Origin of the sequence: Rhodococcus sp. SMB37 (genome assembly GCF_004345605.1) — a bacterium.
Lineage (GTDB): Bacteria > Actinomycetota > Actinomycetes > Mycobacteriales > Mycobacteriaceae > Rhodococcus.
Genome location: NZ_SLVY01000014.1, coordinates 158,657 through 182,340 on the forward strand (window position 1 = coordinate 158,657; position 23,684 = coordinate 182,340).

Below are 23,684 nucleotides of genomic sequence, written 5' to 3' on the forward strand. Positions count from 1 at the left end.
TCCATGGACACGCGTGAGGATCAGGTCTCCGGCGACACCGGGTCGTGGCGACACTACGGCCCGGTGTCATTGCCGAAACCCCTCGCTGCGGCACTCGACGCGTTCGCCGAGCGAGGCTACGACGGCACGTCGATCCGGGAGGTCGCCGCGCGCGCGGGACTCTCGGTCCCCGGTCTCTACCATCATTACCCGTCCAAGCAGGCGCTCCTGGTGTCGCTGACGACGGCCGTCATGAACGAACTGCTGGACCGCAGTCGGCGCGCCCTCGCGGAAGCCGGCCCGAGCCCCTCCGAGCGGTTCGACGCGGTGGTGGAGTCGCTGCTGCGGTTCCACATGTTCCGCCGCGACCAGGCCTTCGTGGCCTCCACCGAGATGCGCAGCATGGAGCCGGAGAGTCGCGAGACGTACGTCGCGCTGCGCGACGAACAGCAGCGCATGATCGACGAGATCATCGAGGCCGGGGTCGAGTCGGGCGAGTTCACCACGCCGTTTCCCAAGGACGCGGGGCGTGCGGTGGCCACCATGTGTATCGGGGTGGCCGATTGGTATCGCCCGGATGGCACGCTCACGCCCGATGAACTCGTCGAGCGGAATCTCGCGATTGCACGCAGCGCAGTGGGGGCGCGCTGAGTCCTGGATCCTTGACCGGACCGATGCCGGTGTGTCACCGTATCCAGAACCGAGCGATCGATCGGTCGGTGTGGAGAGGGAGTGATCATGGCAGTCGATCTGTCGTATTCGGATCAGGTAACCGGCCTGGTCGCAAAGACCGAATCGTTCATCCGCGACCACGTGTTGCCCATCGAGGATGCACACGGCGGTGACATCACTGCCGCCGGCGGCGACACCGTCCGAGCCGACCTGCAGAAGGCCGCGAAGGACGCCGGTGTCTTCGCGCCCCACGCTCCCATCGAGTACGGCGGACACGGCCTCGGTATGTCCGACCGCGCACCCGTCTTCGAAGCGGCCGGCTACTCGCTCTTCGGCCCCACCGCGCTGAACATCGCCGCACCCGACGAAGGCAACGTGCACATGCTCGCGCACATCGCCAGCGACGAGCAGAGACAGCAATTCCTCGCACCGCTCGCAGCCGGTGACGTGCGTTCCGCGTTCGCGATGACCGAACCCGCCCCCGGTGCCGGAGCCGACCCCAACGCGCTCAACACGCTCGCCGAGAAGGTGTCGGGTGGCTGGAAAATCAACGGCCGCAAGCACTTCATCACCGGAGCCGATGGAGCCGGATTCTTCATCATCATGGCTCGCACCTCCGGTGAGCCCGGTCAGCGCGGAGGGGCCACCATGTTCCTCGCGCCCGCCGATACCGAAGGACTGACGGTCGGCCGGCACATCGCCACCCTCGACAAGTCGATGCTCGGCGGTCATTGCGAGGTGGACTTCGAGGATCTGTTCGTACCGGACTCCGCTGTCCTCGGTGAGGTCGACCAAGGCTTCGCCTATGCGCAGGTCCGCCTGGGCCCCGCCCGCATGACCCACGTGATGCGCTGGCTCGGTGCGGCCCGCCGCGGCCACGACATCGCCGTCGGTTACGTCGCCGAGCGTGAAGGTTTCGGATCGAAGCTCGGCGATCTCGGAATGATACAGATGATGGTCGCCGACAACGAGATCGACATCGCCGCTACCCGCACCCTGCTCACACAGGCCTGCTGGGAGCTCGATCAGGGTTCGCACGCCGCCAACGCCACGTCCATCGCCAAGACGTTCGCCTCCGAGGCGATCTTCCGGATCGTCGACCGGTCGGTGCAGATGTGCGGTGGCCTCGGTGTGTCCGAAGACCTTCCGCTCGCACGTCTCTCGCGTGAGGTGCGTCCGTTCCGCGTCTACGACGGACCGTCCGAGGTGCACCGCTGGGCCATCGCCAAGCGCACCGTCGGTGCCGCTCGTAAAGCTGCTGCAGCGAAGGCGGACCGGTCGTGACCGTAGTCGAGCACGAGGGTCTGGATCTTCCTGCTCTCCAGCGTTTCCTGTCGGAATCCGGAGTCGGTCTCGACGGTGAGCTCCGCGCGGAACTCATCTCCGGCGGCAAATCGAACCTCACCTACGGGATCTTCGACGACACGTCGAATTGGGTTCTCCGCCGTCCCCCCACCGCGGGCCTGACACCGTCCGCACACGATGTGGCCCGAGAATTCCGCATCACCTCGGCGTTGCAGGACAGCGGAGTCCCGGTCGCGCGGACGGTCGCGCTGTGCGAGGACGACGCGGTGATGGGCGCGCCCTTCACCGTCGTCGAGCACATCGACGGCCGCGTCATCCGCAGCAAGGACGATCTCGATGCGCTGACCGACGACGAGATCACGGGCTGCACCGACGAACTCGTTCGCATCATTGCTGCGCTGCACGACGTCGACTTCGTCGCGGTGGGTCTCGGCGAACTCGGTCGCCCCGACGGGTATGTCACACGGCAGGTGAAGCTGTGGGCCGGCCAGTGGGGCCGCGTCAAGACCCGGGAACTTCCCGACCTCGACCGCCTCCATGTGACACTCGCCGACGCGATCCCCGAATCGCCCGCGCCGTCGATCGTGCACGGCGACTACCGGATCGACAACACCATCCTCGATAAGAATAATGCGAGAAAGGTTGCCGCAGTGGTGGATTGGGAACTATCCACACTCGGTGATCCGCTCACCGATCTCGCGCTGATGTGCGTCTACCGGCACCCGGCGCTCGACGATGTGCTCGGCTTCCCTGCCGCGTGGACGAGCTCCCGGCTGCCGGCCGACAACGACCTCGTTCAACGCTACGCCGTGGCCTCTGGTCGCGAGATCGCACACTGGGACTTCTACCTGGGTCTCGCGTATTTCAAACTCGCCGTGATCGCCGAAGGGATCAACCACCGGTGGCGCGTCGGCGCAACCATCGGTGAGGGTTTCGACAAAGCAGGAGAAGCGGTTCCGGCGCTCGTCGCAGCCGGACTGGATGCAGTGAAGGGAGCGGCCTCGTGACTGCGAGTGCACTTGTCACCGGAGCTTCGCGCGGCATCGGGTTCGGTGTCGCGCTCAGGCTCGCCGAACAGGGCTACGCCCTCACGATCTCGGCGCGCGGCGAGGAGAGGCTAGAGAAGGCCGCCGCACAACTGCGCGAGGCGGGTGCCTCGGAGGTGCGCGCGGTCGCTGCGGATCTCGCCGATCCCGAAGCGGCAGCACGGGTGGTGGGCGCGCACGAAGAATCGTTCGGTACGATGCGTGCGTTGATCCTCAACGCCGGCGTCGGCACCGCGGGTGCGATCGCGGACTTCCCGGCGCGCCGCTTCGACAAGACGCTCGCGGTGAACCTTGCTGCACCGTTCGCGCTGCTCCAGGCTTCGCTGCCGTTGCTGCGGACAGCCGCTGCAGCCGATCCTGCCCGGGGTGCGAAGGTGGTGGCGTTGTCGTCCATCACCGGTGTCTATGCCGAAGCCGGACTCGCTGCTTACGGGGCAACGAAGGCCGCGCTGATCTCCCTGGTCGAGACCCTCAATCTCGAGGAATCCGGCAACGGGGTCTCCGCCTCGGCGATCGCGCCGGCCTACGTCGACACCGACATGTCCGACTGGATCAAGGAGAAGATCCCCGCCGAGTCGATGCTCGAGGTGAACGACGTCGTCGAATTGGTCGACGCGCTGCTCAAGTTGTCGTCGCGGGCGGTGCTGCCGCGGCTGGTGCTCAGCCGCGCGGGATCGAGTCTGTACGAGGCTTGATGATGCTGCCTTGATCGGCCGAATGTCACCTTCATTCCGTTCGACTGTATGAAGGTGACATTCGGCCGATCGGGGTTGGTCAGTCGCCGTTTTCCTTCTCCTCGCCTCGACGTCGTAGGAAGCCGAAGCCGGGTACTCCCGTGATGGCCTGGCGCACGTCCTGGGCGACGCCGAGCAGTTCGTGAAGCTCGGGCCCGACGGATTCGAGGGTCGCGAGGATAGGCATGAGCCCGACCATGCGTTCGGACAGTTCCGGGAACTGGTCGAGCATCAGGATCGCCGCATGGACTTCCTCGGGTGACAGTTCGTCGAGGAACTGCGACGCCAAGGGCGCTGCCTGCGTGGCGAGCGGTGCGTAGGTGTCGAGGAGCTCCCCCGCGACAGCGGTGCTGGTGCCCGCAGACTCGACGACCTGCTTGGCTCGTGCCGCCGCATCGGCGGCCTCCCCGACAACCTGCGTCGTCGATTCGATCACCGCGGCAGCGTGGGCGACAGCTGCGGCGGCGTCGGTGACGACATCGTCCACTCGCGCGACGAGTTTTTCGGCGGTGTCGAGCAGGGCTTCGACACGGGCAGGAACAGTTGCCGCGAACACGACGGTGGCGACCGTGCGTTCGGCGAAGGTGCGGGCCACACCGGTGATCGGTCCGAGGAGGGGCAGGTCTGGCAGCAAGATCATTCGACAATAGTGCAGGAACGGGCAACCTCACGTTTCCACCGACCCGTGCGTCTACCTCGTGAAGACCTTGCACCGGATGGAAGGATCGAAGCCGTGACCGCATCACGCACCCACACCGTGATCGACTCGCCGATCGGCGAGCTGACCCTCGTGAACACCGACGGCATGCTGTCGGGCCTGTACATGTCCGATCACCATCCGGCGCCCGACGCCACTACCTTCGGGCCACAGACGTCCGAGGGGTTCGACGAGGCCGGCGGCCAACTACGCGAGTACTTCGATGGCACGCGGACGACGTTCACGTTCCCGATAGCGCCGGTCGGCACGGAGTTCCAGCGCACCGTGTGGACGGCCCTCCGGGCGATCGAATACGGAACCACGTCGACGTATGGGGAAGTCGCGGCATCGATCGGCCGGCCCACCGCGGTTCGGGCGGTCGCGGCGGCCAACGCACGGAATCCGCTGAGCATCATCGTTCCGTGTCATCGCGTCATCGGTAGTAGCGGGCGGCTCACCGGGTACGCCGGGGGAGTCGAACGCAAACAGTTCCTGCTCGAACAAGAGGCGCGGATCGCCCATGCCCCCACACCGGCCTGATGCGCACCTGCCACCGTTCGAGCAGGTCGTCGCCGACCACGGCCCGACGGTGCTCCGGGTATGCCGCGCCATGCTCAGCGCTGCCGACGCCGACGACGCGTGGTCGGAGACGTTCCTCGCTGCTCTGCGGGCCTATCCGGATCTGAAGCCGGGTGCCAACATCGAGGCGTGGCTCGTGACCATCGCGCATCGCAAGGCCATCGACGTCCACCGCGTGCACGGGCGAACACCGATACCCACGGAGGCGCTGCCCGAGCGCGCATCGACCACCGACCTCCCCGGCACCGGCGACGACGAACTGTGGGGCGAGGTCGCGGCACTGCCGTTCACCCAGCGGGCCGCGCTCGTCTACCACTACCTCGGCGGATTGCCGTACGCGGAGATCGGTGAACTCCTCGGCAACACCGCAGAAGCCGCGCGCCGCGCCGCCTCCGACGGACGTGCAGCGCTACGTCGTCGCTACAGCACAGAGACAGGGAGCGTGAAATGACCTTTCCGATGCCACCGGTCTCGACGCCCGACCTCGCATGGCTACATCAGCGGCTCACGATCGATGCCGAAGCTGCCGGCCTCCTCGACGTCGCGTACCGAATCCTCGACACCCCCGTCGGACCGCTGCTGCTCGCAGCAACCGAGGCGGGACTCGTGAGGGTGGCGTATGTCGCCGACAGCCTGGACGATGTGCTCGACGAACTCGCCACGCGGATCAGCCCTCGGATCCTCGAAGCCCCGGCACGCCTCGACACCGCGGCAGCTCAGCTCGACGAGTACTTCGAGGGTGCTCGGACGTCGTTCGATCTGCCTCTCGATCTCAGGCTCGCGACCGGGTTCCGTCGCGACGTGATCACGCACCTACCCGACATTGCTTACGGGCACACGGCCAGTTACGCAGAGGTCGCGGAGGCGGCAGGCAGCCCCAGGGCGGTGCGCGCTGTGGGTACGGCGTGCGCAAAAAACCCTCTGCCGGTGGTCATTCCCTGCCATCGGGTGGTGCGCAGCGACGGTGGGATCGGACAGTATGCGGGGGGAGTCGACGCGAAACGGATCCTGCTGAGTCTCGAGACCGCGGCATGACCACCCTGCGATTGCCGTTGACACCGCCGTTCGCTGCGCAGGCGATGCTCGACGCGCTGCGGAGTCACACCGTCGCAGGACACGAACGGCACAACGCTCGGACTCGCACCCACAGCCGTGCGGTCCGGGGTCGTGGAGGTCCCGCGGTCGTGTCGGTGACGTTCGAGAACGATCCGGAAGCCGCGCACATCACTGCGCGGATCGATGCTACCGATGGTCGAGATGTTCCCGAACTCGAACGGTGTATCACCGCCTGGCTCGACCTCGACGCGGAACCGGCCGCGATCGACGCCGTGCTGGGCACAGACCCGTTGCTCGCGCCGTTCGTGTCGGCGAGGCCAGGTCTGCGCGTGCTCGGTGCCACCGACTGGTTCGCCACCGCCGCGCAGACAGTGCTCGGACAACAGGTGAGCCTTGCGGCGGCCTCGACGTTCACATCGAGACTCGTTGCAGCATATGGTGAACCCGCGCCAGACGGTTTGCGGTGTTTCCCCACGCCGCAGCGTCTCGCGGCTGCGGATCCGGACGAACTGAAGGCGACGGTACGGGTCACGGGTGCGCGCTCCCGCACGGTGCACGCACTCGCGACCGCCGCGGCCGACGGGCTCGACGCGACGCCGACCGCCGACTTCCGAACAGAACTGCTGGCCCTGCCGGGAATCGGACCGTGGACCATCGACTACCTGTCGTTGCGTGCACTCGGCGATCGCGACGCGTATCCCTCCGGCGACCTGGTGCTGCGCCGAGCGTTGGGAGGCATCACCGCCGGTGAGGCGACCACGCGCGCCGAAGCTTGGCGGCCGTGGCGCGCCTACGCCGTGTCGCACCTGTGGACGCACGCGGCCTATACGCCGTCTCCCGCATCCTCGTCCCCGGCAGCGGCCTCGTCGTCCGACTCGTCCGCGTAACAGGCGCGGACCGACGTCGACATGGGAAACCGGACTTCCGTCGCGCCGAACATCAACCGAGTTGCAGCCTCGACCGACGCCTCGATGTGCGCGGCCGCGGCATCGGCATTCCGGGTGTGTACCACCACCTCATCGTGCTGGAAGAACACCAGTTCGCCGTCCTGGCCGTCCGGTGCCGTCGCGAGCCGGCGACGAAGCTCGGCCAGCGCGCACAACGCCCATTCCGCGGCCGTGGCCTGGACGACGAAATTGCGGGTGAATCGTCCGCGGGCGCGCACGTCCCCGTGCAAGAGAAATTCAGGTTCGGGTTTGGGACAGGCACGCCCGAGCCATGAATGCACCACTTCCCCGCGCTCTCCGGCGCGGGCTGCACGTGCGACGAATTCGACTGCGTCGGGAAAACTCCTCCGCAGCACCGTCAGCAGCGCACGGGAATCACCGGACGTCGCGCCGTACAGCACACCGAGCACCGCGACCTTCGCTTTCGCTCGGTCACCACCGAATGCTGCCGCCGCGACCGGTGCGTACAGGTCGTCGCTTCCTGCGGCCGCGACCATGCGGGGATCTCCCGACATGGCGGCGAGGATACGAGGTTCGAGCTGCCCGGCGTCGGCGATGACGAAGGTGTGACCGGGGTCGGCGAGCACGCTCGACCGCAACGCTTTCGGGATCTGCAGGGCACCGCCGCCGCGGCTCGCCCACCTCCCCGAGACGACCGCACCCGGCACGTAGACGGGGCGGAAGCGGTTGTCGTGCACCCATGTGTCGAGCCAGCTCCAACCGTTGGTGCTGTACAGCTTCGACAGGTCGCGGTGCCTCAACAACAACGGCACCGCGGGATGGTCGAGTTCGCGCAGCACGTGCTTGCGTGTCGACGACAGTTCGATGCCCTCGCGGCGGAACGCGTCGAGCACCTCGACGTGCGATGCCGGGTTCACGGGCCGGCCGAACACGGCCTGAATCTCTGCGATCACCTCGGCGATCCGAGAAGGTGGTTCGTAGCCGAGGGGACGCCGGCCGAGGGTGCGCTCCAGCAAGTCGCGGTGCACGTCGGCGGAGAACGGCAACCCCCCGAACGCCATTTCGGCCGCGGCGAGTGTCCCCGCAGATTCGGCTGCCACGAGCAGATCGAGACGGCGATCGGTGGCCGTGCGACGACGTTGCTCGGCGAATCGCTCGATCACGGTGGCGATGTCGACGCCGGGCGCCGCGTCGAACAGCCCCGGGCGTTCGTCCACCGGTTCCTCGACGGGATCGGGCGGGATCCCGTCGCGCGTGTTCAGGATTGCGGCGGTGGTCGCCAGATCATGGCACCGCTGCACCCGCACACCAGCGCGCAACAAATCCGGGTACACGGTTGCGGTGGAGGTCCACACCCATCGTGGGTTGTGCGAGGATTCGAGCTCCGACACGGTCGCGGCGAGATCGCGATGCTCGCGGATGTCGCCCACCGGGACGCCGGCGTCGTCGATCAAGGCGATGCTGCCGCCACGCACGCCTCTGCTCTCAGAGGGGTGGGGAACAACGACGGCACGCATCGGTTCAGGGTACGGTCAGCGAGGAATCCCGGCGCTTCAGGTCCGGTAGGAATCTCACCGACCGGTCAAGTCCGACCGGCTGTCACCAGCGATCGGCTACGCTGACCGCCTTTGGACTGCAAACCGGTATCCACACCTCAGGGGGTTCCGCTTTGTCCGATCGGAACAGTAGGGGTGATGATGCCCCGGTCGATCCCGTCCGTTTGTCCAGTGGCAGTAGTCGACTGGATGCTTCGACAGGCACCGCACCTACGACGGACCCCGCCCCGACTCGCTCGGCCGCGACCCGGTTCTTCGAGTTCCCCCTGGTGTGGGGTTCGATCGGAATCGTCGGCGTCGCCGGGGTGTCGGCGCTGACTGCACAGGGCGTGGCACTGCCGATTGTGGGTGCGGCGGCTGCGGTGGCGGTCTATTGGCTGGTCATGCGGTTCGTCGCCCATCGGGATGCCCCGGAGATCAGGCGTGCACACGCCGGGCGGCTGGCTCTGTTGGGTGGTGCGATCGGTTTCGGGTTCATCGCTGTGTCGATGCTTGCCGTGATCACCGAGTTCACCTTCACCGGCTCCTCCGGGAACGTCTTCCGCATCATCGCAGGCATTGTCGCGGTCTCGATCGGTGCGGCTGTCACCGAGGAACTGATCTTCCGCGGCCTTGCGTTGCAGGCCCTGGAGCGGCTCTGCGGCAGCTGGGCGGCCCTGGCGATCACTGCGTTGCTGTTCGGGGGCTTGCACCTGGCCAACCCCGGCGCCACGCTGTGGAGTTCGTTCGCGATCGCCGTCGAGGCGGGTGTCCTACTCGGCGCCGCGTTCCTGTGGAAGCGCAGCATCTGGTTGGTCGTCGGTCTGCACTTCGCTTGGAACACCACTATCGGGCTGATCGGCATCCCCGTCTCCGGTCACGCATCGTCCGGCCTGCTGATCACCACCCCGACAGGGCCGACCCTGGTCACAGGCGGCGACTTCGGTCTGGAGGCCTCGATCGTTCCCGTCGTGGTCAGCTTGCTCTTGGCCATCCCCATGCTCATTGCCGCCCACCGGCGCGGCAACATTGTGCCCCTTTCGTCGTAACCAGCGCGTGCGGTAGTCCGTTCAGGGCCCGGTAGGCGACTCTCCGCGGTCGGAGACGGACGCTGTGTCGAGCGCCAGCAATTCGGTGGAGCGGTGGAATCCCCGACGGTCGTACATCCACGTCACGATCGCCCCGAGAGCCACGCCGACACCGAGCCCGACGAGCGTCATCGCGACTCCGTGCGTCAGTCCTGCAGCGCTGTGGCCGTCGAAGTAGAGGATCGCGCGCGTGGCGATGTAGATCTGGTGCATCGGCTCGAATGTGGACAGCCACTCGAACATCTTGGGCATCGCCTCGATCGGGACAGTGCCACCGGACGACGGCAGCCCGAGCACGATGAAGATGAACAGGTTCACGAGCAGGCCTGCGGATCCGAACACGGACATCACCGACACCGAGGTGATGCCGACCGCGCTGATCGCGAGTGCCCCGTATTCCCACATCAGCAGGGCGCGCGGAACGGGCATCCCGAGGGCTGTGCCGATCCACAGATACAGCGCCGACACGATCAACGACAGGACGACGATGATTCCCCACTTGATGAACAACACCGTCAAACGGGACATGCGGGTGGTCTCTCTGTTGATGTAGAGCGGCCCGTATTCGGTGGGGATGAACCCGAGAGCGGTGTCGACGAGGGTGTTGACGATCGTGGCGCCGGTGAATCCCGCGAGGATCAGCAGCAGCGTGAAGTAGAACGCGGACAGGCCGGCGCCGGTGCCGTCGGGCAGCGGCTTGTGTTCGACGTCCAGGACGTTGATCGGGTCCTGGAGGGTGAGCAGGCTTCCGCCCGACAACTGCAGGTCTGGTGCGGTCTCTGCGAGGGTGTTCGTGACCTGGGTGGTGAGCTGTTCCCCGACCGTGTCGTTGACCTGGGTCATGGCGGTGTCGCTGATCATGCCGACGATGCCGGTCGCGAACGTTCCGGTCCGGGGATTCGAGTAGACCGTGATGATCGGCTTTTCGATGTCGCCGGGTACGACGCTGCCTTGCGCCAGAATCGAGGTGCGTTTGGTGAAGTCGCTGGGGATCACGATCGCGCCGTACAACGATCCGGTGTCGAGACCGGAGTTGGCCGCGGAGATACCCATCTCCTGCATGTCGATCTCTGCCGGATCGATACCGTCCAGGATTGCGGCGGTGATCTCGTTTCCGAGGTTCCGCGGTTCGTCGTCGCCGGGCATGACGTCACCGACGTCCTGGTTGACGATCGCCATGGGGAATTCGCGAAGGTTGTCCGCCGGACTGACCATGCTCGCGAGATAGAAGTACCCGAGCGCAGACATCACTGCAGTTACGACGACGAGCGGCGCGAGCCAGAATCGAGGCCCCCGCAGCGTCTTGCGGTGGGGATCGGTCGCGGTACCTGTTGAACTCACCCATTGATTGTGCACACGGGTGTGCGAAATTGTGCCAGATGGGCGGGACCAAGTGCTCGAGCGCACGGCGACCGGACGGTTGGGGTGGGGCTCACGTCGGTCGGTCAAGTAGACCGACGGAACTGCTGTAGATCTGGGCGCTTGCCGCCTCGGCGCACGCCTCCGTACCTGCGCCTGTTGCAATAGTGTGTTACACACACTATTGTGCGACATGTGATCGACCCCGAGATCTCCGCCGGCCACAGTCAAGAAGTGCGACGAGGTTCCGTCGTCGTCGCGAGTCTTCTGATGCTGCGCACCCCCGGGTACGGCTACGGCCTGCTCGAAGCGCTGGCCGCTGCAGGCGTCGCCGTCGACGCCAACACGCTCTATCCGCTGCTGCGGCGCCTCGAGAAGCAGGGCCTTCTCGTCAGCGAGTGGAACACCGATGAGGCACGTCCACGCAAGTTCTATCGGACCTCCGAGGCCGGTGAAGCGCTCGCGGCGTCGCTGCTCGACGAATGGATTGTGCTCGGGCGCAATCTGCAGACCATCGAATCCGGTACGGAAGGCGCGCCATGACACTCACCGACCGTTATGTCGCTACGACCCTGCGGAGGATTCCGGCAGGAAAACGTGACGACATCGACCGCGAGCTCCGAGGCTCGATCGCAGATGCGGTCGAGGCTCGCGTCGACGCCGGCGTCGACGCGGCCGTCGCCGAAACCGAGGTGCTCACCGAGCTCGGCGACCCCGACCGGCTCGCCGCGGAATACGCCGCGAGACCGCTGTATCTGATCGGGCCCGGTCTCTATCTCGACTGGCGTCGGCTGCTCTCGGTTCTGCTGTGGATCGCGCCGCTTCCCGGGGCTGTGGTGCTGGTCCTCGACCTCCTCGACGACGCGTCTCCCGGAGAGGCGATCGCGTCAGGTCTCTGGACGACCGCGATGGTGGCGCTGCAGATCGTGTTCTGGACGACCTTGGTCTTCGGTGTCTTGGAGCGTAACGGGCATCGACGCGGGAACCTCACCGGGGAATGGACGGTGGAGAGGTTGCCGGAGACAGATCCGAACAGTCGGGTGTCGCTCGGCGACACGGCCTGGACGATCGCATTTCTTGTAGTCGGGATCGCGGCAGTGGTTCTGCAGCGCAACTTCTCCGCCTACCGGTATGCCGACGGAGCCTCGATCCCCATCCTTGATCCCGACCTGTGGTCGTTCTGGCTGCCCGCCCTCATCGTCGTGCTGGCACTCAGCGCTGTGTTCGAGATCGTCAAGTATGTCGTCGGGCACTGGACCACCGCGCTCGCTGTCATCAACACCGTGCTCAACCTGCTGTTCACCATCCCGCTGGTCTGGCTGGCGTCGGTCGACCGGCTGTTCGAGCCCGACTACTTCGAGGCGGCGTTCGGCGACACCGGCGACTCGATGCGCGCAGCGAACACCATCGTCATCGTCGTTGCAATCGGGGTGGCGGTGTGGGAGATCGGCGAAGGTTGGTGGAAGGTGCTGCGCTCTCGCTGAACGCTCATTCCTCGACGGCAGGGACGACGGTCGCGGGATCATCGTCGGTGGCTGCTGCGAGTGAGGGGAGCACCGCGTCGATCAGGTACGGCAGACTGAGCGGGCTCGCGAAACCGAGCGCCGCAGGAGCGGTGGTGCCGAACTCCCCGAGGTAGACGGTGCGGTCGGAACTCACCACGTCCAACGATTGGAAGAGTTCGTCGTCTGCCAGCGTTTCGGCCGTCGCACCCACGACGACGAGGTTCTCCTGGTCGAGCAGGTCGTAGCGTTCGGGGCCGACTTCGCCGGTGACCGCCGGGGTCGCGAAACCGAGGTCGGAGAAGAACCGATTGCGCGGGTCCCCGGCCTCCAGGATGTAGAACGATCCGTCGTCCATGCGCAGCGCAACGGCGGTGGTACGGCCCTCGAACTGCGGATTCGCCTCGATCGCGTCTCTGAAATCCTGTTCGACGTCGGCGCGGAGTTGCTCAGCCCCTCCACGCGCGCCCATCGCGTCGCCGATCGCTGCGAGTTGTTCCTGCCACGACGGAGTGGAGGTACCGTCGCCGGCCTCGAGATCGCCCACCATCGGTGCGATCCGGGAGAGCGTGTCGTACTGGTCCGGTTCGAGCACCGAATAGGTGCCGAGGATCAGGTCGGGTTCGAGCGCAGCCACCTGCTCGGCGTTCACCTCGAGCCCACCGACCTCGGGAATCTCCTGCCCGTCGAGCTGCTCCTGAGCCCACGGGCGGTTCCGGTAGTCGAATCCCATGTATTCGCGGGTGCCCACGGGAATCCGGCCGAGTGCGAGGACGAAGTCCTGGTCGTTGAAGCCCACCGTCACGATCCGTTCGGGCTGTTCTTCGATGGTGACGGTGCCGTATGTGTCGGTGACCTCGACAGGGAAGGCGCCCTCCGCGCCATCGCCCGACTCGGGGCCGGTGGAATCGTCCGAGGTTCCGCAGGCGGTCAGGATCAGTGCAGCGGCGGTGGTGAGTACGAGTGCGACACGCATGCGCGATATCCCTTCGTCCGCAGATCGCGCCATCATTCCGGATAGGGGCAGCGTACTCACTTCGTGTCTCAGTGCAGCAGATCTCCGAGAGATCTCGCTGCCGCCGCCACTGCAGCACCGATCCGTGCTTCGTCGGTGGCATCGAAGACCGAGACACCTACCGCTGCCTGTGCCCCGCCGACGCGGCGGGGCACACCGGCGGAGATACCGATGGTGGTGGAGACGACCTCGCCCGCAGATATCGCGTATCCGAGTCGACGTGCTCGATCCACTTCGGGACGCTCGTCGGCTGTCGGCGGCAGCGTCGACAGAATGGCCAGGCCCGCGGAGCCGCGATTGACCGGATGGACCTGTCCGGGACGAAAAGCGATGTGGACCTGCGATCGTCGCGGTTCGATCACCATCATCGCTCGGACGGCGGTATCCGATTCGCGGACGACGAGGTGGGCGGTCGCTTCCACGGTGTCGGCGAGATCTTCGAGGATCGGGCGCGCGAGCGTGCGCAGATCCTGTTCGACCGATTCCGACAGAGTGACGAGTCCGGCTCCGAGCGAGATCCGCTTGTACTCGTCGCGGCGGCACAAGCGGTGCGCTTCGAGGGTTCGGATCAGCCGATGGGCCACCGTCCGGTGCACGCCGATGCATTCGGCAATCTCACTGACGGACAACCCGTTCGGGTGCGCAGCCAGTAGCTCGAGGATCTCGAGACCGTTGTGAAGTGTCTTCGACATGCCCGAATCCGGCTCGATCCGCGCCATGTCGAACGCCCGCATAGGCGCAGCCTCATCCTGCGTTTGGGTCATCTCGCCCCGTACCTCCTTGACGTCTGTGAACTGTAACACCTAGCATTATCGTTAATCGCACGGATAGTGCGATTATCGCACACATACGAATGGGTTTCCACGACATGACACGCATTGACAACGGTGTCGACGCGGCGCTGCTCGCGCAGGTCCATCAGCTCTACGGACTGCAGAGCCACCTCATCGACGGTGGCTCCGCGCGGGCATGGGCGGAGACGTTCACGCCCGACGGTGAGTTCTGCTCACCCAGCTATCCGGCGCCCGTCTCCGGCACCGACGACCTCGAGGCTTTCGCCGTGCGGTTCTACACCGGCGCGCACGATGCCGACGAGGTCCACCGTCACGTCGTCACCAACGTGGCCGTCGGCAGAGTCGACGACGACACCCTGCGTGTCCGGGCGTATCTGCAGATCGTGGCCACCGCCCGCAGCGGCGACTCGCGCCTCGTCCGATTCACCACGATCGACGACCGCGTCGTCCGGCACGGCGACACGTGGCTCGTCGACCGCCGCACCGTCGCTCGCGACGACGCATGAACGCTGCGTTGTTGTAACCCGATTTGTTTCGTACTTACGGAGGAATTTCCACGATGACCACTGATACCCAGAACCCGGGTCGTACCGTCACCTCGCAGATCATCGCGCAGTACCCGGAGATGGCCGGCAAGGTCGCCGTCGTCACCGGAGCCGCACGCGGAATGGGGGCACAGTTCGCCCGTGGTCTCGCCTCGCGCGGCGTCAACGTCGTCGGTGGCGACATCAACGACGTCCAGATGAAGGAGACCGCCGAGCAGATCAACGCCGAGCTCGCAGCCGAGTCCCTCGCCGAGACTCCCGGCATCGTGGTCGGCGCGCGTATCGACGTCACCGATCCTGCCGAGCACGAGGCGCTCGCCCAGGTCGCGCTGCAGGAGTTCGGCTGGATCGACTTCTGGATCAACAACGCCGGCATCTTCCCGTTCGCGCTCGCCGACGAGATCTCGAAGGAGCAGATCGCAGCCACGCTCGACGTCAACGTCGAGGGTGTCCTCTTCGGTGCGCAGGCCGCAGCACGGCACATGCAGCCGGGCAGCGCGATCGTCAACATGTCGTCGGTGTCGGCGCTGCGCGTGCGCAAGGGGCGCGGTGCCTACTGCGCGTCGAAGGCTGCCGTCGCGCATCTCACCGAGTCTCTCGCAGTCGAATTCGGCGACAAGGGAATTCGTGTCAACTCGATCGCGCCCGGTTACATCGACACCGAGATGACCCGCTGGGTGCAGGAGGATCCGGCAGCGCTGAAGCACGCACTCGACGTCGTGCCGCTGCACCGCCTGGGCTCGCCGGAAGAGGTCTTCGGTCCGCTCCTGTTCCTCCTGTCAGACAGTGCCCGCTACGTCACGGGACACTCGATCGCGGTCGACGGTGGCTCACGCCATGTCTGATCCGGTCCTGGAAACCGTGACGTACCCGTCGGTCGTTCTCGTCACGGGCGCGGCTGTGGGTATGGGCGCCAACCACTCTCGTGTGCTCGCGGCCCGCGGTGCTCATGTGTGCCTGGCCGACGTGGCAGATGCCTCCGCGGTCGTCGAGGAGATCGAAGCTGCGGGGGGTTCCGCGTCGGCCTACACGCTCGACGTCGCCGACTCGGCGTCGTGGACCCGGGTGGTGGACGAGATCAGTTCTCGGCATGGGACACTCGACGGACTGGTCAACAACGCCGGGATCTCGCGGCGGCTCGAGTTCATGGACACCCCGGACGACGTCTGGGAAGCCACGATGCGTATCAATCTGTTCGGTCCCTTCTATGGCATGAAAGCCGTTGCGCCCCTCATGCGCGACAGCGGCGGCGGCTCCATCGTCAACATCTCCTCGATCTCCGGGCAGATCGGCTACTTCTCTCCGGCCTACTCGTCGAGCAAGTGGGGAGTGCGGGGCCTGTCGAAATCGGCAGCAGGCAATTTCGCGAAGTGGGGAATCCGAGTCAACTCGGTGCACCCCGGGCTGGTCGGCACCTCGCTGCTGGGAGGCGCGGACGCATTCGTCGGTGCCGCTCTCGAGAGCGTTCCGGTCGGGCGGATGGCGACGGTCGACGAGATCACCGACGCCGTGATGTTCCTGCTCTCGGATCGGTCCACGTACATGACCGGCAGTGAGGTCACCGTCGACGGCGGGATGACCTCCAACGGCCTCTACCACCGCATCATCGCGGAGACGGGAGATCAACTGTCATGAGCGACGACATCATCGACGTCGTGGTGATCGGTGGCGGCGGCGCGGGCCTCGCTGCGGCGGTCTCTGCCGCCGAAGCCGGCGCGAGCGTTCTGCTGTTCGAGTCCGAAACCGAACTGGGCGGATCGACGCAACTGTCGGCCGGGCTGTTCACCGCTGCGGGAACGAGCGTGCAGGCCGGACTCGGTATCGAGGACACCGCCGACAAGTTCTTCCAGCACTACATGGACCTCAACCACTGGATCCTGAACCCGGGCCTGGTCCGGGCGTTCTGCGAGAACGCCGGCCCGACCCTCGATTGGCTCCTCGAACTGGGTGTGGAGATCCCGGCGCGTCAGTCGTCGAATGCTCACATGCCCGGTTTGTGCCAGGCCGGGGTCGAGGACGTGTGGCGCGGCCATGTGCCGAAGGATCAGGGATACGGGCTCGTGCAGACCCTCGACCGGGCCCGCCGCGCCCACGGCGTCGAGGCGATCCTCGCCACCCGGGTGCAGCGCCTGCTCGTCGAGGACGGTCGGGTCGTCGGTGTCGTGGCGGACGATATCGAGGTCCGTGCACACACCGTTGTCGTGGCGTCCGGAGGATTCGCACAGAGCCCTGAACTGCTCGAGCAGTACTACCCGTACCCTCTCGCCGCGGGTGATTCGTTGTTCGTCGTCGCCGCACCCGGTAGCCGCGGTGATCATCTCCGGTTCGGTGAGCAGATCGGGTCCGCGGTCGTCGGCAAGGACTGGGGCCTGACCATGCCCACTGCCTACTTCCAGCGCTACCACCACTGGCAGGCGGGGTTCCCGCCCAAATCGCGGATCTACATCAACAAGGCCGGTCGCCGGTTCATGGACGAGGATGCCTCGTACGCCGTGTCGGGTGGTCTCATGGACGCGCAGGACGGGCCCGTGTGGGCGATCTTCGATGACAAGGCGCGTACGGAGCTCCCCGCGGGTTACGCCGACTGGGACGCCGAGCGCGTCGCGGCGGAAGCCGACGCGGGGCGTACTGTGCGCGCAGATACCCTCGTCGAACTCGCAGGGCTGATAGGCGTGACCGTGCCCGCGCTGGTGGCCACCGTGACCCGGTGGAACTCCCAGCTCCCGAACGGTGTCGACGACGATTTCCTGCGCCACCGCACCCTTGCGAACAAGGGCTCGACCTCCGATCCCGACCCCGTCGCGCAGGGACCGTTCTACGCGGTGCGTATGCTGCCCGCCGAACTGGTCTGTACGCACGCGGGACTCGAGATCAATCAGAACGCCGAAGTTCTCGACACGATCGGGAACGTCGTCCCCGGCCTGTATGCGGCCGGAGAAGCGGGAGCCGGGATCCTCGGCCTCCGCTATGTGGGTGGCGGAAACGCCGTCGCCAACGCATTGACCATGGGGCGCATCGCCGGCCGCAACGCGGCACGGGCGTCCTCCGTCGGCTCCACGCAGCCGTCTGAACTCGGGACAGCCGGCGTCTGACGCCCGCCTGTCCCCTCGAACCACTAAGGACACACCATGCTTGGATCCGACGCGGCAACGGCCGCGGAAAGGCCGCCGCACGCAGACCCCGCACCGAAGAAACAGTCGACGGCCACGGTCATCCGCGCGGCGGTCGTGGGTACCGTCGTCGAGTACTACGACTTCGGAATCTACGGCTACATGGCAACGATGGTTGCCACGCTGTTCTTCGTCTCGGAGAACGACACGGCCGCTCTGCTGGGGACCTTCGCGGCCTTCGCGGTGGCCTTCTTCCTGCGGGTGCCCGGCGGCATCGTCTTCGGTCACATCGGCGACAGATACGGACGTAAGACCGCGCTGTCCTGGACCATCCTGCTGATGGTGGTGGCGACGGCGGCCATGGGTCTGATGCCCACCTACGCCACCCTCGGCGTGTGGGCGACCGTCCTGCTCGTGCTGGCCCGCTGTCTGCAGGGCTTCGCAGCAGGCGGTGAACTCGGAGGTGCCAACGCGTTCGTGTCCGAATCCGCACCGGCACGGTGGCGTGCGACGCAGACCTCGATGGTCAACTCCGGCACGTACCTGGGTTCGCTGGTGGCATCGCTCGTCGCACTCGGTATCACGTCGACCTTCTCGGAGGAGCAGATCCTCGAGTGGGCTTGGCGCATCCCGTTCCTGCTCAGCGTCGTGATCGGTGTCATCGGCGTCTGGATCCGTAACCACCTCGAAGACACCCCGCAGTTCGAGGAGATGGCGGAGAAGGGCGAAACGAAGAAGTTGCCCGTCGTGGAACTCCTGAAGACCTCCGGCGGAAGCGTCCTCAAGATCATCATGCTCGGGGCGCTCATCGTCGGCGGTTATTACGTCGCGTCGGTCTACGCGGCGACGTACTTGCAGACCGAGGGTGGACAGACGTCGTCGGCGGCGTTCCTGTCGACGTCGCTCGCGCTGGTCCTGGGCGTGATCACCCTGCCGATCTCCGGCTACATGGCCGACAAGTACGGACGTAAGCCGGTGTTGTTCGCCGGTAGCCTCGCTGCGGCGGTGCTCGGCGTCCCGATGTTCATGTTGATGGCGGGCGGAACCCTGTGGCAGGCCGTTCTCGGTCAGTCGGTGTTGTTCATCTGTGTGTCGGTCGTCAACGGCGCCTCCTTCGTCGTCTATGTCGAGATGCTGAAGGCATCGGTGCGGTACAGCGGCATCGCACTCGGTAACAACGTCACGAACATGTGCCTGGGCGGCACCGCACCCTTCATCGCCACGTGGCTGATCGATGTCACCGGGAACTCGTTGGCTCCGGCCGGGTACTTCGTGTTCACAGCGTTACTGACCTTGGGAGCGGTGTTCCTCATCGAGGAGACCAAGGGCATCGAATTGCCGACCGACTGACGTCGGACATGTCTCGAGCGAACGCCGGCACCCGATGTGGGTGTCGGCGTTCGTTGTTCAGCGGATGATAAATGTATGAACAAGTACGCGGTCTGCGGTACTGTGGCCGCATGTCCGCACCTCGCGACCTCGACTACTGGTCCTTTGTCGAACTCGCGCAGGAGCGTCTGAACAGCAAGTTCGGCGACCATCACCGCAGCGCGACCGAAGTGTTGCTCACGTTGAACCGGGCGTCGGACATCGTCACCTACGACCTCGAATCGAGCGTGCACCGCCCGCGCGGGCGCTCGTGGTCGGCGTATCGCCTGATGTTCGTGATCTGGCTGGCCGGTCCCATCGAACCGAACGTGGCGGCGAGGCTGACCGGGATGAGTCGTGCGGCCGTGTCGAATCTCGCGAAACCGCTGGTCGAAGCCAATATTCTGGAGAAGACCCCCGTCAGCCACGATGCCCGCTCGGTGCAGCTGTCGCTGACGGAGGCCGGCGAGAAGGAAATCGTCGAGGCCTTCGGTGCGCAGAACGAGCGCGAACTCGCGTGGGTGGATGTTCTCAGCGACGCTGAGCAGCAGATTCTCGTGATACTGCTGAACAAGCTCATCACCAACCGCAGCCAGTTCGACGTGCGCGGACGCAACTGATTCATGGCAATTTCAACCCTGTGGTTGCGCGCACGCTCTCGAATTAGTTAATGTATTTACTAATCCCGGCGGCGACAGAGACCCCGCGCAGACCGATTCACCATTTCCGAGGAGCTGAACCATGGCGTTCTACCGACAGCTCGGCGTTATCCCGCCCAAGCGTCACACCCAGCACCGCGACGACAACGGCAACCTCTACTACGAGGAGCTGATGGGTGAGGAAGGTTTCTCGTCGGACTCCGCGCTGCTGTACCACAAGTACATCCCGTCGGCGATCGTCGACGCCACCGAGTGGACGGTCCCGGACCAGGTCACGACGCCGAACCATCCGCTCGAGCCGCGGCACCTGAAGCTGCACGACCTTTTCCCGGAGAGCGTCTGGAACGACACCGACGTCGTCACCGGCCGCCGCATGATCCTCGGCAACCCCGACGTGCGCATCTCGTACGCCGTGTCCAAGAAACCGTCGCCGCTCTACCGCAATGTGGTGGGTGACGAAATGGTCTACGTCGAGTCGGGTACCGCGAACGTCGAAACCGTGTTCGGCACGCTCGAGGCCAAGCCCGGCGACTACGTGCTGCTGCCCATGGCCACCACACACCGCTGGGTGCCGACGGGCGACGAGCCGCTGCGCGCCTACACGATCGAGGCGAACAGCCACATCGTGCCGCCGAAGCGCTATCTGTCGAAGTTCGGCCAGTTCCTCGAGAACGCCCCCTTCTGCGAACGCGACCTGCACGGCCCCACCGAGCCGCTGATCGTCGAGGAGGAGAACGTCGAGGTGCTCGTCAAGCACCGCACCTCCCACGGCATCGTCGGTACCCGCTACCTCATGCCGAACCATCCGTTCGACGTCGTCGGGTGGGACGGCTGCCTGTACCCGTACACGTTCTCGATCCACGACTACGAGCCGATCACCGGCCGAGTGCACCAGCCGCCGCCGGCGCACCAGTCGTTCGAGGGCAACAACTTCGTGATCTGTAACTTCGTGCCCCGCAAGGTGGATTACCACCCGCTGTCGATCCCGGTGCCGTACTACCACTCGAACGTCGACTCCGACGAGGTCATGTTCTACGTGGGTGGCGACTACGAGGCCCGTAAGGGCTCGGGTATCGGACAGGGCTCCATCTCGGTCCATCCCGGCGGCCACGCTCACGGCCCGCAGCCCGGAGCGTACGAACGCAGTATCGGCGCCGAGTTCTTCGACGAACTCGCCGTCATGGTCGACACCTTCCGCCCGCTCGAACTCGGCGAAGGCGCCCTCGCGTGCGAGGACGCCGCATATGCCGGAAGCTGGAACCGCAACAGGGAGGCATCCAAGTGACAACCTTCGGCCCTCTGCTCACGCAGTTGTGTGACGACGCCGCGCTCTTCCCTCCTGGAAATGCGCCGATCGCGGATGCGGTCCCTGCGCACGCCGTCCACACCGCTGCCGATCACGCGCCGCTCGTCGGGTCGTTCGTGTTCCCGGCAGGCCGTCTCGGTGAGCTCGCCGAACTGCTCGCGCAGGAGCCGTATACCGGTGAGCTCGAGCTGAGCCTGACGGTGCCCACCGGCACCGATGCGGTCGCACCTGCGCTGGCGAAGGCCGCGACACTCGATTCCGTGTCCGTCACCGCTCTCGAGATCGCCGTCCCCGCAGAGCAGACCGTCGACGAACTCTTTGCCGCGCTCGGCGAGATCTCTTCGGCCAAACCGGAGCTCAGCGTGTTCGTCGAAGTACCCCGCGACGAGCGTCGCCCGGAGATCCTGGCTCGCCTCGCACAGACCCCGTACTCGGCGAAGTTCCGCACCGGAGGCATCGTCGCCGAGGCCTATCCGGACGAAGCCGAACTCGCCGACGCAATCCGCACCGTCGTGACGGCGGGTGTGCCCTTCAAGGCTACGGCCGGACTGCATCACGCGGTCCGCAACACCGACCCCGAGACAGGATTCGAGCAACACGGCTTCCTGAACATCCTCGACGCGGTCGCGGTGACACTCGACGGCGGCGACAACGCCGCCATCGCTGAGGCACTCGCCGACCGCGACGGTGCCGCTCTCGCGTCACGTTTGAAGGATCTGTCCGACGAGCGCGCCGCCGAGGTACGCAGCATGTTCCGCTCGTACGGCACCTGCAGTATCGCCGATCCGCTCACCGACCTGCTCGACCTCGGGCTCGCTCCGTCGTCCGTATCCCCGATCAGCGAAGGAACACTCTCATGACCACCATTGCCATCCCCGAGGGTTCACTCTTCGGAACGGACAACCTCCCGTACGGCATCTTCTCCACCGCCGACACCGAGCCTCGTGTCGGTGTGCGCGTGGGTGATTCGGTCCTCGACCTGAGCCGCCTGTTCGAAGATGACGTCGTGTTCGCCGAGCCGAGTCTCAACGCCTTCATGGCGCAGGGCCGTGCCCGCTGGGACGAGGTGCGCGCCACCATCAAAGAGACGATCGCCGGTGATGTGGCCGACGATGCTGTCTTCCCGATCGGCGACGTCACGCTGCACCTGCCGATCGAGGTCGCCGACTACGTCGACTTCTACGCATCGGAGAACCATGCGTCGAACCTGGGCCGGTTGTTCCGCCCCCAGAACCCCGACCCGCTCATGCCGAACTGGAAGCACCTGCCCGTCGGTTACCACGGACGCTCGTCGACCGTCATCACCTCGGGTGTCGCCATCGTCCGTCCGTGCGGTCAGCGCAAGGGACCGAACGACGAAGCGCCGGTGTACGGCCCGTCGATCCGGCTCGACATCGAGGCGGAGATGGGCTTCATCGTCGGGGCGGGGTCGAAGATGGGGGAGCAGATTGCTCCCGACGAGTTCGCCGATCACTGCTTCGGCGCCGTGATCCTCAACGACTGGTCGGCCCGCGACATCCAGGCCTGGGAGTACGTGCCGCTCGGACCGAATCTCGGCAAGTCGTTCGCGACGTCGATCTCGCCGTGGGTCGTGCCGATCGCCGCGCTCGAGGCCGCGCGCATCGACACCCCGGTTCAGGACCCCGAACCGCTCCCGTACCTGTTGGGTGAGGAGAAGTGGGGCCTGGACATCGATCTCGCGGTGGAGTGGAACGGCCACATCGTCTCGCGCCCGCCGTATGCCCAGATGTACTGGTCGCCCGCGCAGATGCTGGCGCACACTGCGGTCAATGGCGCCGCGACTCGCACCGGCGACCTGTTCGGCTCCGGCACCATCTCCGGCACGGAGAAGGACCAGCGCGGCGCCTTCATCGAACTCACCTGGGGCGGAGCAGAACCCGTCCAGGTCGGTGACGAGACTCGCACCTTCCTCGAGGACGGCGACGAGATCTCCATCTCCGCTACCGCTCCGGGCCCGAACGGCTCGCGTATCGGTTTCGGTGAGGTGCGCAACCGCATCCTGCCCGCCACGGGAGACGCCAAGTGAGCAAGGTCTTCGCTACGGCGGCCGACGCGGTTGCGGACATTCCGTCGGGTGCGCTGCTCGCCGTCGGTGGTTTCGGGCTGTGCGGTATTCCCGACGAGTTGATCGCAGCGATCGCAGCCGGCAACGCCACCGATTTCGAGGTGTTCTCCAACAACTGCGGTGTCGACGGGCACGGCCTGGGGATCCTTCTCGGTGAGAAGCGAATCCGCCGGGTCACTGCGTCCTACGTGGGTGAGAACAAGGAGTTCGCGCGGCAGTATCTCTCGGGTGAGCTGGAGGTGGAGTTGACGCCGCAGGGCACCCTCGCGGAGAAGCTCCGTGCCGGTGGTGCCGGTATTCCGGCGTTCTTCACCCCTGCCGGGGTCGGTACTCCGATTTCG

General features: G+C 65.9%; 26 protein-coding genes. 21 read left to right on the forward strand and 5 right to left on the reverse strand.

The window, feature by feature from the left end:
* Window positions 1–3: 3 nt before the first annotated feature.
* The 4 genes from EV641_RS21360 to EV641_RS21375 all read left to right on the forward strand — a co-directional run bounded on the left by EV641_RS21360 (window position 4) and on the right by EV641_RS21375 (window position 3,697).
* Window positions 4–630: a TetR/AcrR family transcriptional regulator gene (locus tag EV641_RS21360; RefSeq protein WP_054715942.1), complete on the forward strand. Its 627-nt coding sequence runs from the start codon at window positions 4–6 to the stop codon at window positions 628–630.
* 87 nt (window positions 631–717) lie between these two features.
* Window positions 718–1,935: an acyl-CoA dehydrogenase family protein gene (locus tag EV641_RS21365; protein ID WP_132474340.1), complete on the forward strand. Its 1,218-nt coding sequence runs from the start codon at window positions 718–720 to the stop codon at window positions 1,933–1,935.
* Window positions 1,932–2,963 carry a phosphotransferase family protein gene (locus tag EV641_RS21370; protein WP_132474342.1) on the forward strand — a complete coding sequence of 344 codons (1,032 nt, stop codon included), beginning with the start codon at window positions 1,932–1,934 and terminating at the stop codon, window positions 2,961–2,963. The genes EV641_RS21365 and EV641_RS21370 overlap by 4 nt, the downstream gene beginning before the upstream one ends.
* Window positions 2,960–3,697 carry an SDR family oxidoreductase gene (locus tag EV641_RS21375; RefSeq protein ID WP_132474344.1) on the forward strand — a complete coding sequence of 246 codons (738 nt, stop codon included), beginning with the start codon at window positions 2,960–2,962 and terminating at the stop codon, window positions 3,695–3,697. The genes EV641_RS21370 and EV641_RS21375 overlap by 4 nt, the downstream gene beginning before the upstream one ends.
* A gap of 79 nt (window positions 3,698–3,776) precedes the next feature.
* Here EV641_RS21375 and EV641_RS21380 read toward each other — a convergent pair whose 3' ends face one another.
* Entirely contained in the window at window positions 3,777–4,376 is a 600-nt protein-coding gene (locus EV641_RS21380) for a hypothetical protein (RefSeq protein WP_054719539.1), read from the reverse strand.
* 93 nt (window positions 4,377–4,469) lie between these two features.
* Between EV641_RS21380 and EV641_RS21385 the strand changes: the two genes are divergently transcribed.
* The 4 genes from EV641_RS21385 to EV641_RS21400 are packed head-to-tail and all read left to right on the forward strand — an operon-like array spanning window position 4,470 to window position 6,955.
* Window positions 4,470–4,973 carry a methylated-DNA--[protein]-cysteine S-methyltransferase gene (locus EV641_RS21385; RefSeq protein WP_054719536.1) on the forward strand — a complete coding sequence of 168 codons (504 nt, stop codon included), beginning with the start codon at window positions 4,470–4,472 and terminating at the stop codon, window positions 4,971–4,973.
* On the forward strand, window positions 4,954–5,463 hold the full coding sequence (locus EV641_RS21390) for an RNA polymerase sigma factor (protein ID WP_132474346.1): 510 nt from the start codon (window positions 4,954–4,956) through the stop codon (window positions 5,461–5,463). Before EV641_RS21385 ends, EV641_RS21390 begins: the two co-directional genes overlap by 20 nt.
* Window positions 5,460–6,047 (forward strand): methylated-DNA--[protein]-cysteine S-methyltransferase, encoded by a 588-nt coding sequence (locus EV641_RS21395; RefSeq protein ID WP_132474348.1) that lies wholly within the window; start codon window positions 5,460–5,462, stop codon window positions 6,045–6,047. The genes EV641_RS21390 and EV641_RS21395 overlap by 4 nt, the downstream gene beginning before the upstream one ends.
* Entirely contained in the window at window positions 6,044–6,955 is a 912-nt protein-coding gene (locus EV641_RS21400) for an AlkA N-terminal domain-containing protein (protein ID WP_132474350.1), read from the forward strand. Before EV641_RS21395 ends, EV641_RS21400 begins: the two co-directional genes overlap by 4 nt.
* Here the strand turns inward: EV641_RS21400 and EV641_RS21405 are convergent.
* Window positions 6,892–8,493: a bifunctional 3'-5' exonuclease/DNA polymerase gene (locus EV641_RS21405; RefSeq protein WP_132474352.1), complete on the reverse strand. Its 1,602-nt coding sequence runs from the start codon at window positions 8,491–8,493 to the stop codon at window positions 6,892–6,894. The two genes, EV641_RS21400 and EV641_RS21405, sit on opposite strands and share 64 nt — an antisense overlap.
* Window positions 8,494–8,801: 308 nt before the next feature.
* On the opposite strand from EV641_RS21405, the gene EV641_RS21410 reads away from it, so the two are divergent.
* Window positions 8,802–9,560: a CPBP family intramembrane glutamic endopeptidase gene (locus tag EV641_RS21410; protein WP_132474354.1), complete on the forward strand. Its 759-nt coding sequence runs from the start codon at window positions 8,802–8,804 to the stop codon at window positions 9,558–9,560.
* Between the two features lie 21 nt (window positions 9,561–9,581).
* Here the strand turns inward: EV641_RS21410 and EV641_RS21415 are convergent, their stop codons facing one another.
* Window positions 9,582–10,940, reverse strand: a complete 1,359-nt coding sequence (locus EV641_RS21415) for a DUF3533 domain-containing protein (protein WP_132474356.1) — start codon at window positions 10,938–10,940, stop codon at window positions 9,582–9,584.
* A 213-nt stretch (window positions 10,941–11,153) separates the two neighbouring features.
* On the opposite strand from EV641_RS21415, the gene EV641_RS21420 reads away from it, so the two are divergent.
* Window positions 11,154–11,501: a helix-turn-helix transcriptional regulator gene (locus EV641_RS21420; protein ID WP_054713473.1), complete on the forward strand. Its 348-nt coding sequence runs from the start codon at window positions 11,154–11,156 to the stop codon at window positions 11,499–11,501.
* Window positions 11,498–12,442: a permease prefix domain 1-containing protein gene (locus EV641_RS21425; RefSeq protein WP_054713474.1), complete on the forward strand. Its 945-nt coding sequence runs from the start codon at window positions 11,498–11,500 to the stop codon at window positions 12,440–12,442. Before EV641_RS21420 ends, EV641_RS21425 begins: the two co-directional genes overlap by 4 nt.
* Window positions 12,443–12,446: 4 nt before the next feature.
* Here EV641_RS21425 and EV641_RS21430 read toward each other — a convergent pair whose 3' ends face one another.
* Together EV641_RS21430 and EV641_RS21435 are read right to left on the reverse strand one after the other, a co-directional pair.
* Window positions 12,447–13,436 carry an ABC transporter substrate-binding protein gene (locus EV641_RS21430; RefSeq protein WP_132474358.1) on the reverse strand — a complete coding sequence of 330 codons (990 nt, stop codon included), beginning with the start codon at window positions 13,434–13,436 and terminating at the stop codon, window positions 12,447–12,449.
* 68 nt (window positions 13,437–13,504) lie between these two features.
* Window positions 13,505–14,167, reverse strand: coding sequence for a helix-turn-helix domain-containing protein (locus EV641_RS21435; RefSeq protein WP_199233348.1), 663 nt, complete (start codon window positions 14,165–14,167; stop codon window positions 13,505–13,507).
* Between the two features lie 176 nt (window positions 14,168–14,343).
* Here EV641_RS21435 and EV641_RS21440 point away from each other — a divergent pair, with 176 nt between their 5' ends.
* The 10 genes from EV641_RS21440 to EV641_RS21485 all read left to right on the forward strand — a co-directional run.
* Window positions 14,344–14,775 (forward strand): nuclear transport factor 2 family protein, encoded by a 432-nt coding sequence (locus tag EV641_RS21440; RefSeq protein WP_132474362.1) that lies wholly within the window; start codon window positions 14,344–14,346, stop codon window positions 14,773–14,775.
* 53 nt (window positions 14,776–14,828) lie between these two features.
* Window positions 14,829–15,659, forward strand: a complete 831-nt coding sequence (locus EV641_RS21445) for an SDR family oxidoreductase (protein ID WP_054713475.1) — start codon at window positions 14,829–14,831, stop codon at window positions 15,657–15,659.
* On the forward strand, window positions 15,652–16,449 hold the full coding sequence (locus tag EV641_RS21450) for an SDR family NAD(P)-dependent oxidoreductase (RefSeq protein ID WP_132474364.1): 798 nt from the start codon (window positions 15,652–15,654) through the stop codon (window positions 16,447–16,449). Before EV641_RS21445 ends, EV641_RS21450 begins: the two co-directional genes overlap by 8 nt.
* Complete coding sequence (locus tag EV641_RS21455) at window positions 16,446–17,906, forward strand: FAD-dependent oxidoreductase (RefSeq protein ID WP_132474366.1); 1,461 nt, start codon at window positions 16,446–16,448, stop codon at window positions 17,904–17,906. The genes EV641_RS21450 and EV641_RS21455 overlap by 4 nt, the downstream gene beginning before the upstream one ends.
* A gap of 36 nt (window positions 17,907–17,942) precedes the next feature.
* The gene (locus tag EV641_RS21460; RefSeq protein WP_132474368.1) at window positions 17,943–19,274 is read left to right on the forward strand and encodes an MFS transporter; all 1,332 of its coding nucleotides are present in this window, start codon (window positions 17,943–17,945) and stop codon (window positions 19,272–19,274) included.
* A 110-nt stretch (window positions 19,275–19,384) separates the two neighbouring features.
* The gene (locus EV641_RS21465) at window positions 19,385–19,912 is read left to right on the forward strand and encodes a MarR family winged helix-turn-helix transcriptional regulator (RefSeq protein WP_132474370.1); all 528 of its coding nucleotides are present in this window, start codon (window positions 19,385–19,387) and stop codon (window positions 19,910–19,912) included.
* 121 nt (window positions 19,913–20,033) lie between these two features.
* A complete protein-coding gene (locus EV641_RS21470; protein WP_054713477.1) occupies window positions 20,034–21,236 on the forward strand; it encodes a homogentisate 1,2-dioxygenase domain-containing protein in 1,203 nt (400 codons plus the stop codon).
* A complete protein-coding gene (locus EV641_RS21475; protein WP_132474372.1) occupies window positions 21,233–22,117 on the forward strand; it encodes a hypothetical protein in 885 nt (294 codons plus the stop codon). Before EV641_RS21470 ends, EV641_RS21475 begins: the two co-directional genes overlap by 4 nt.
* On the forward strand, window positions 22,114–23,304 hold the full coding sequence (gene fahA / locus EV641_RS21480) for a fumarylacetoacetase (RefSeq protein ID WP_132474374.1): 1,191 nt from the start codon (window positions 22,114–22,116) through the stop codon (window positions 23,302–23,304). Before EV641_RS21475 ends, fahA begins: the two co-directional genes overlap by 4 nt.
* Window positions 23,301–23,684: CoA-transferase (locus EV641_RS21485; RefSeq protein WP_132474376.1), on the forward strand; the 384-nt coding region annotated here is incomplete at its 3' end. The genes fahA and EV641_RS21485, both read left to right, overlap by 4 nt.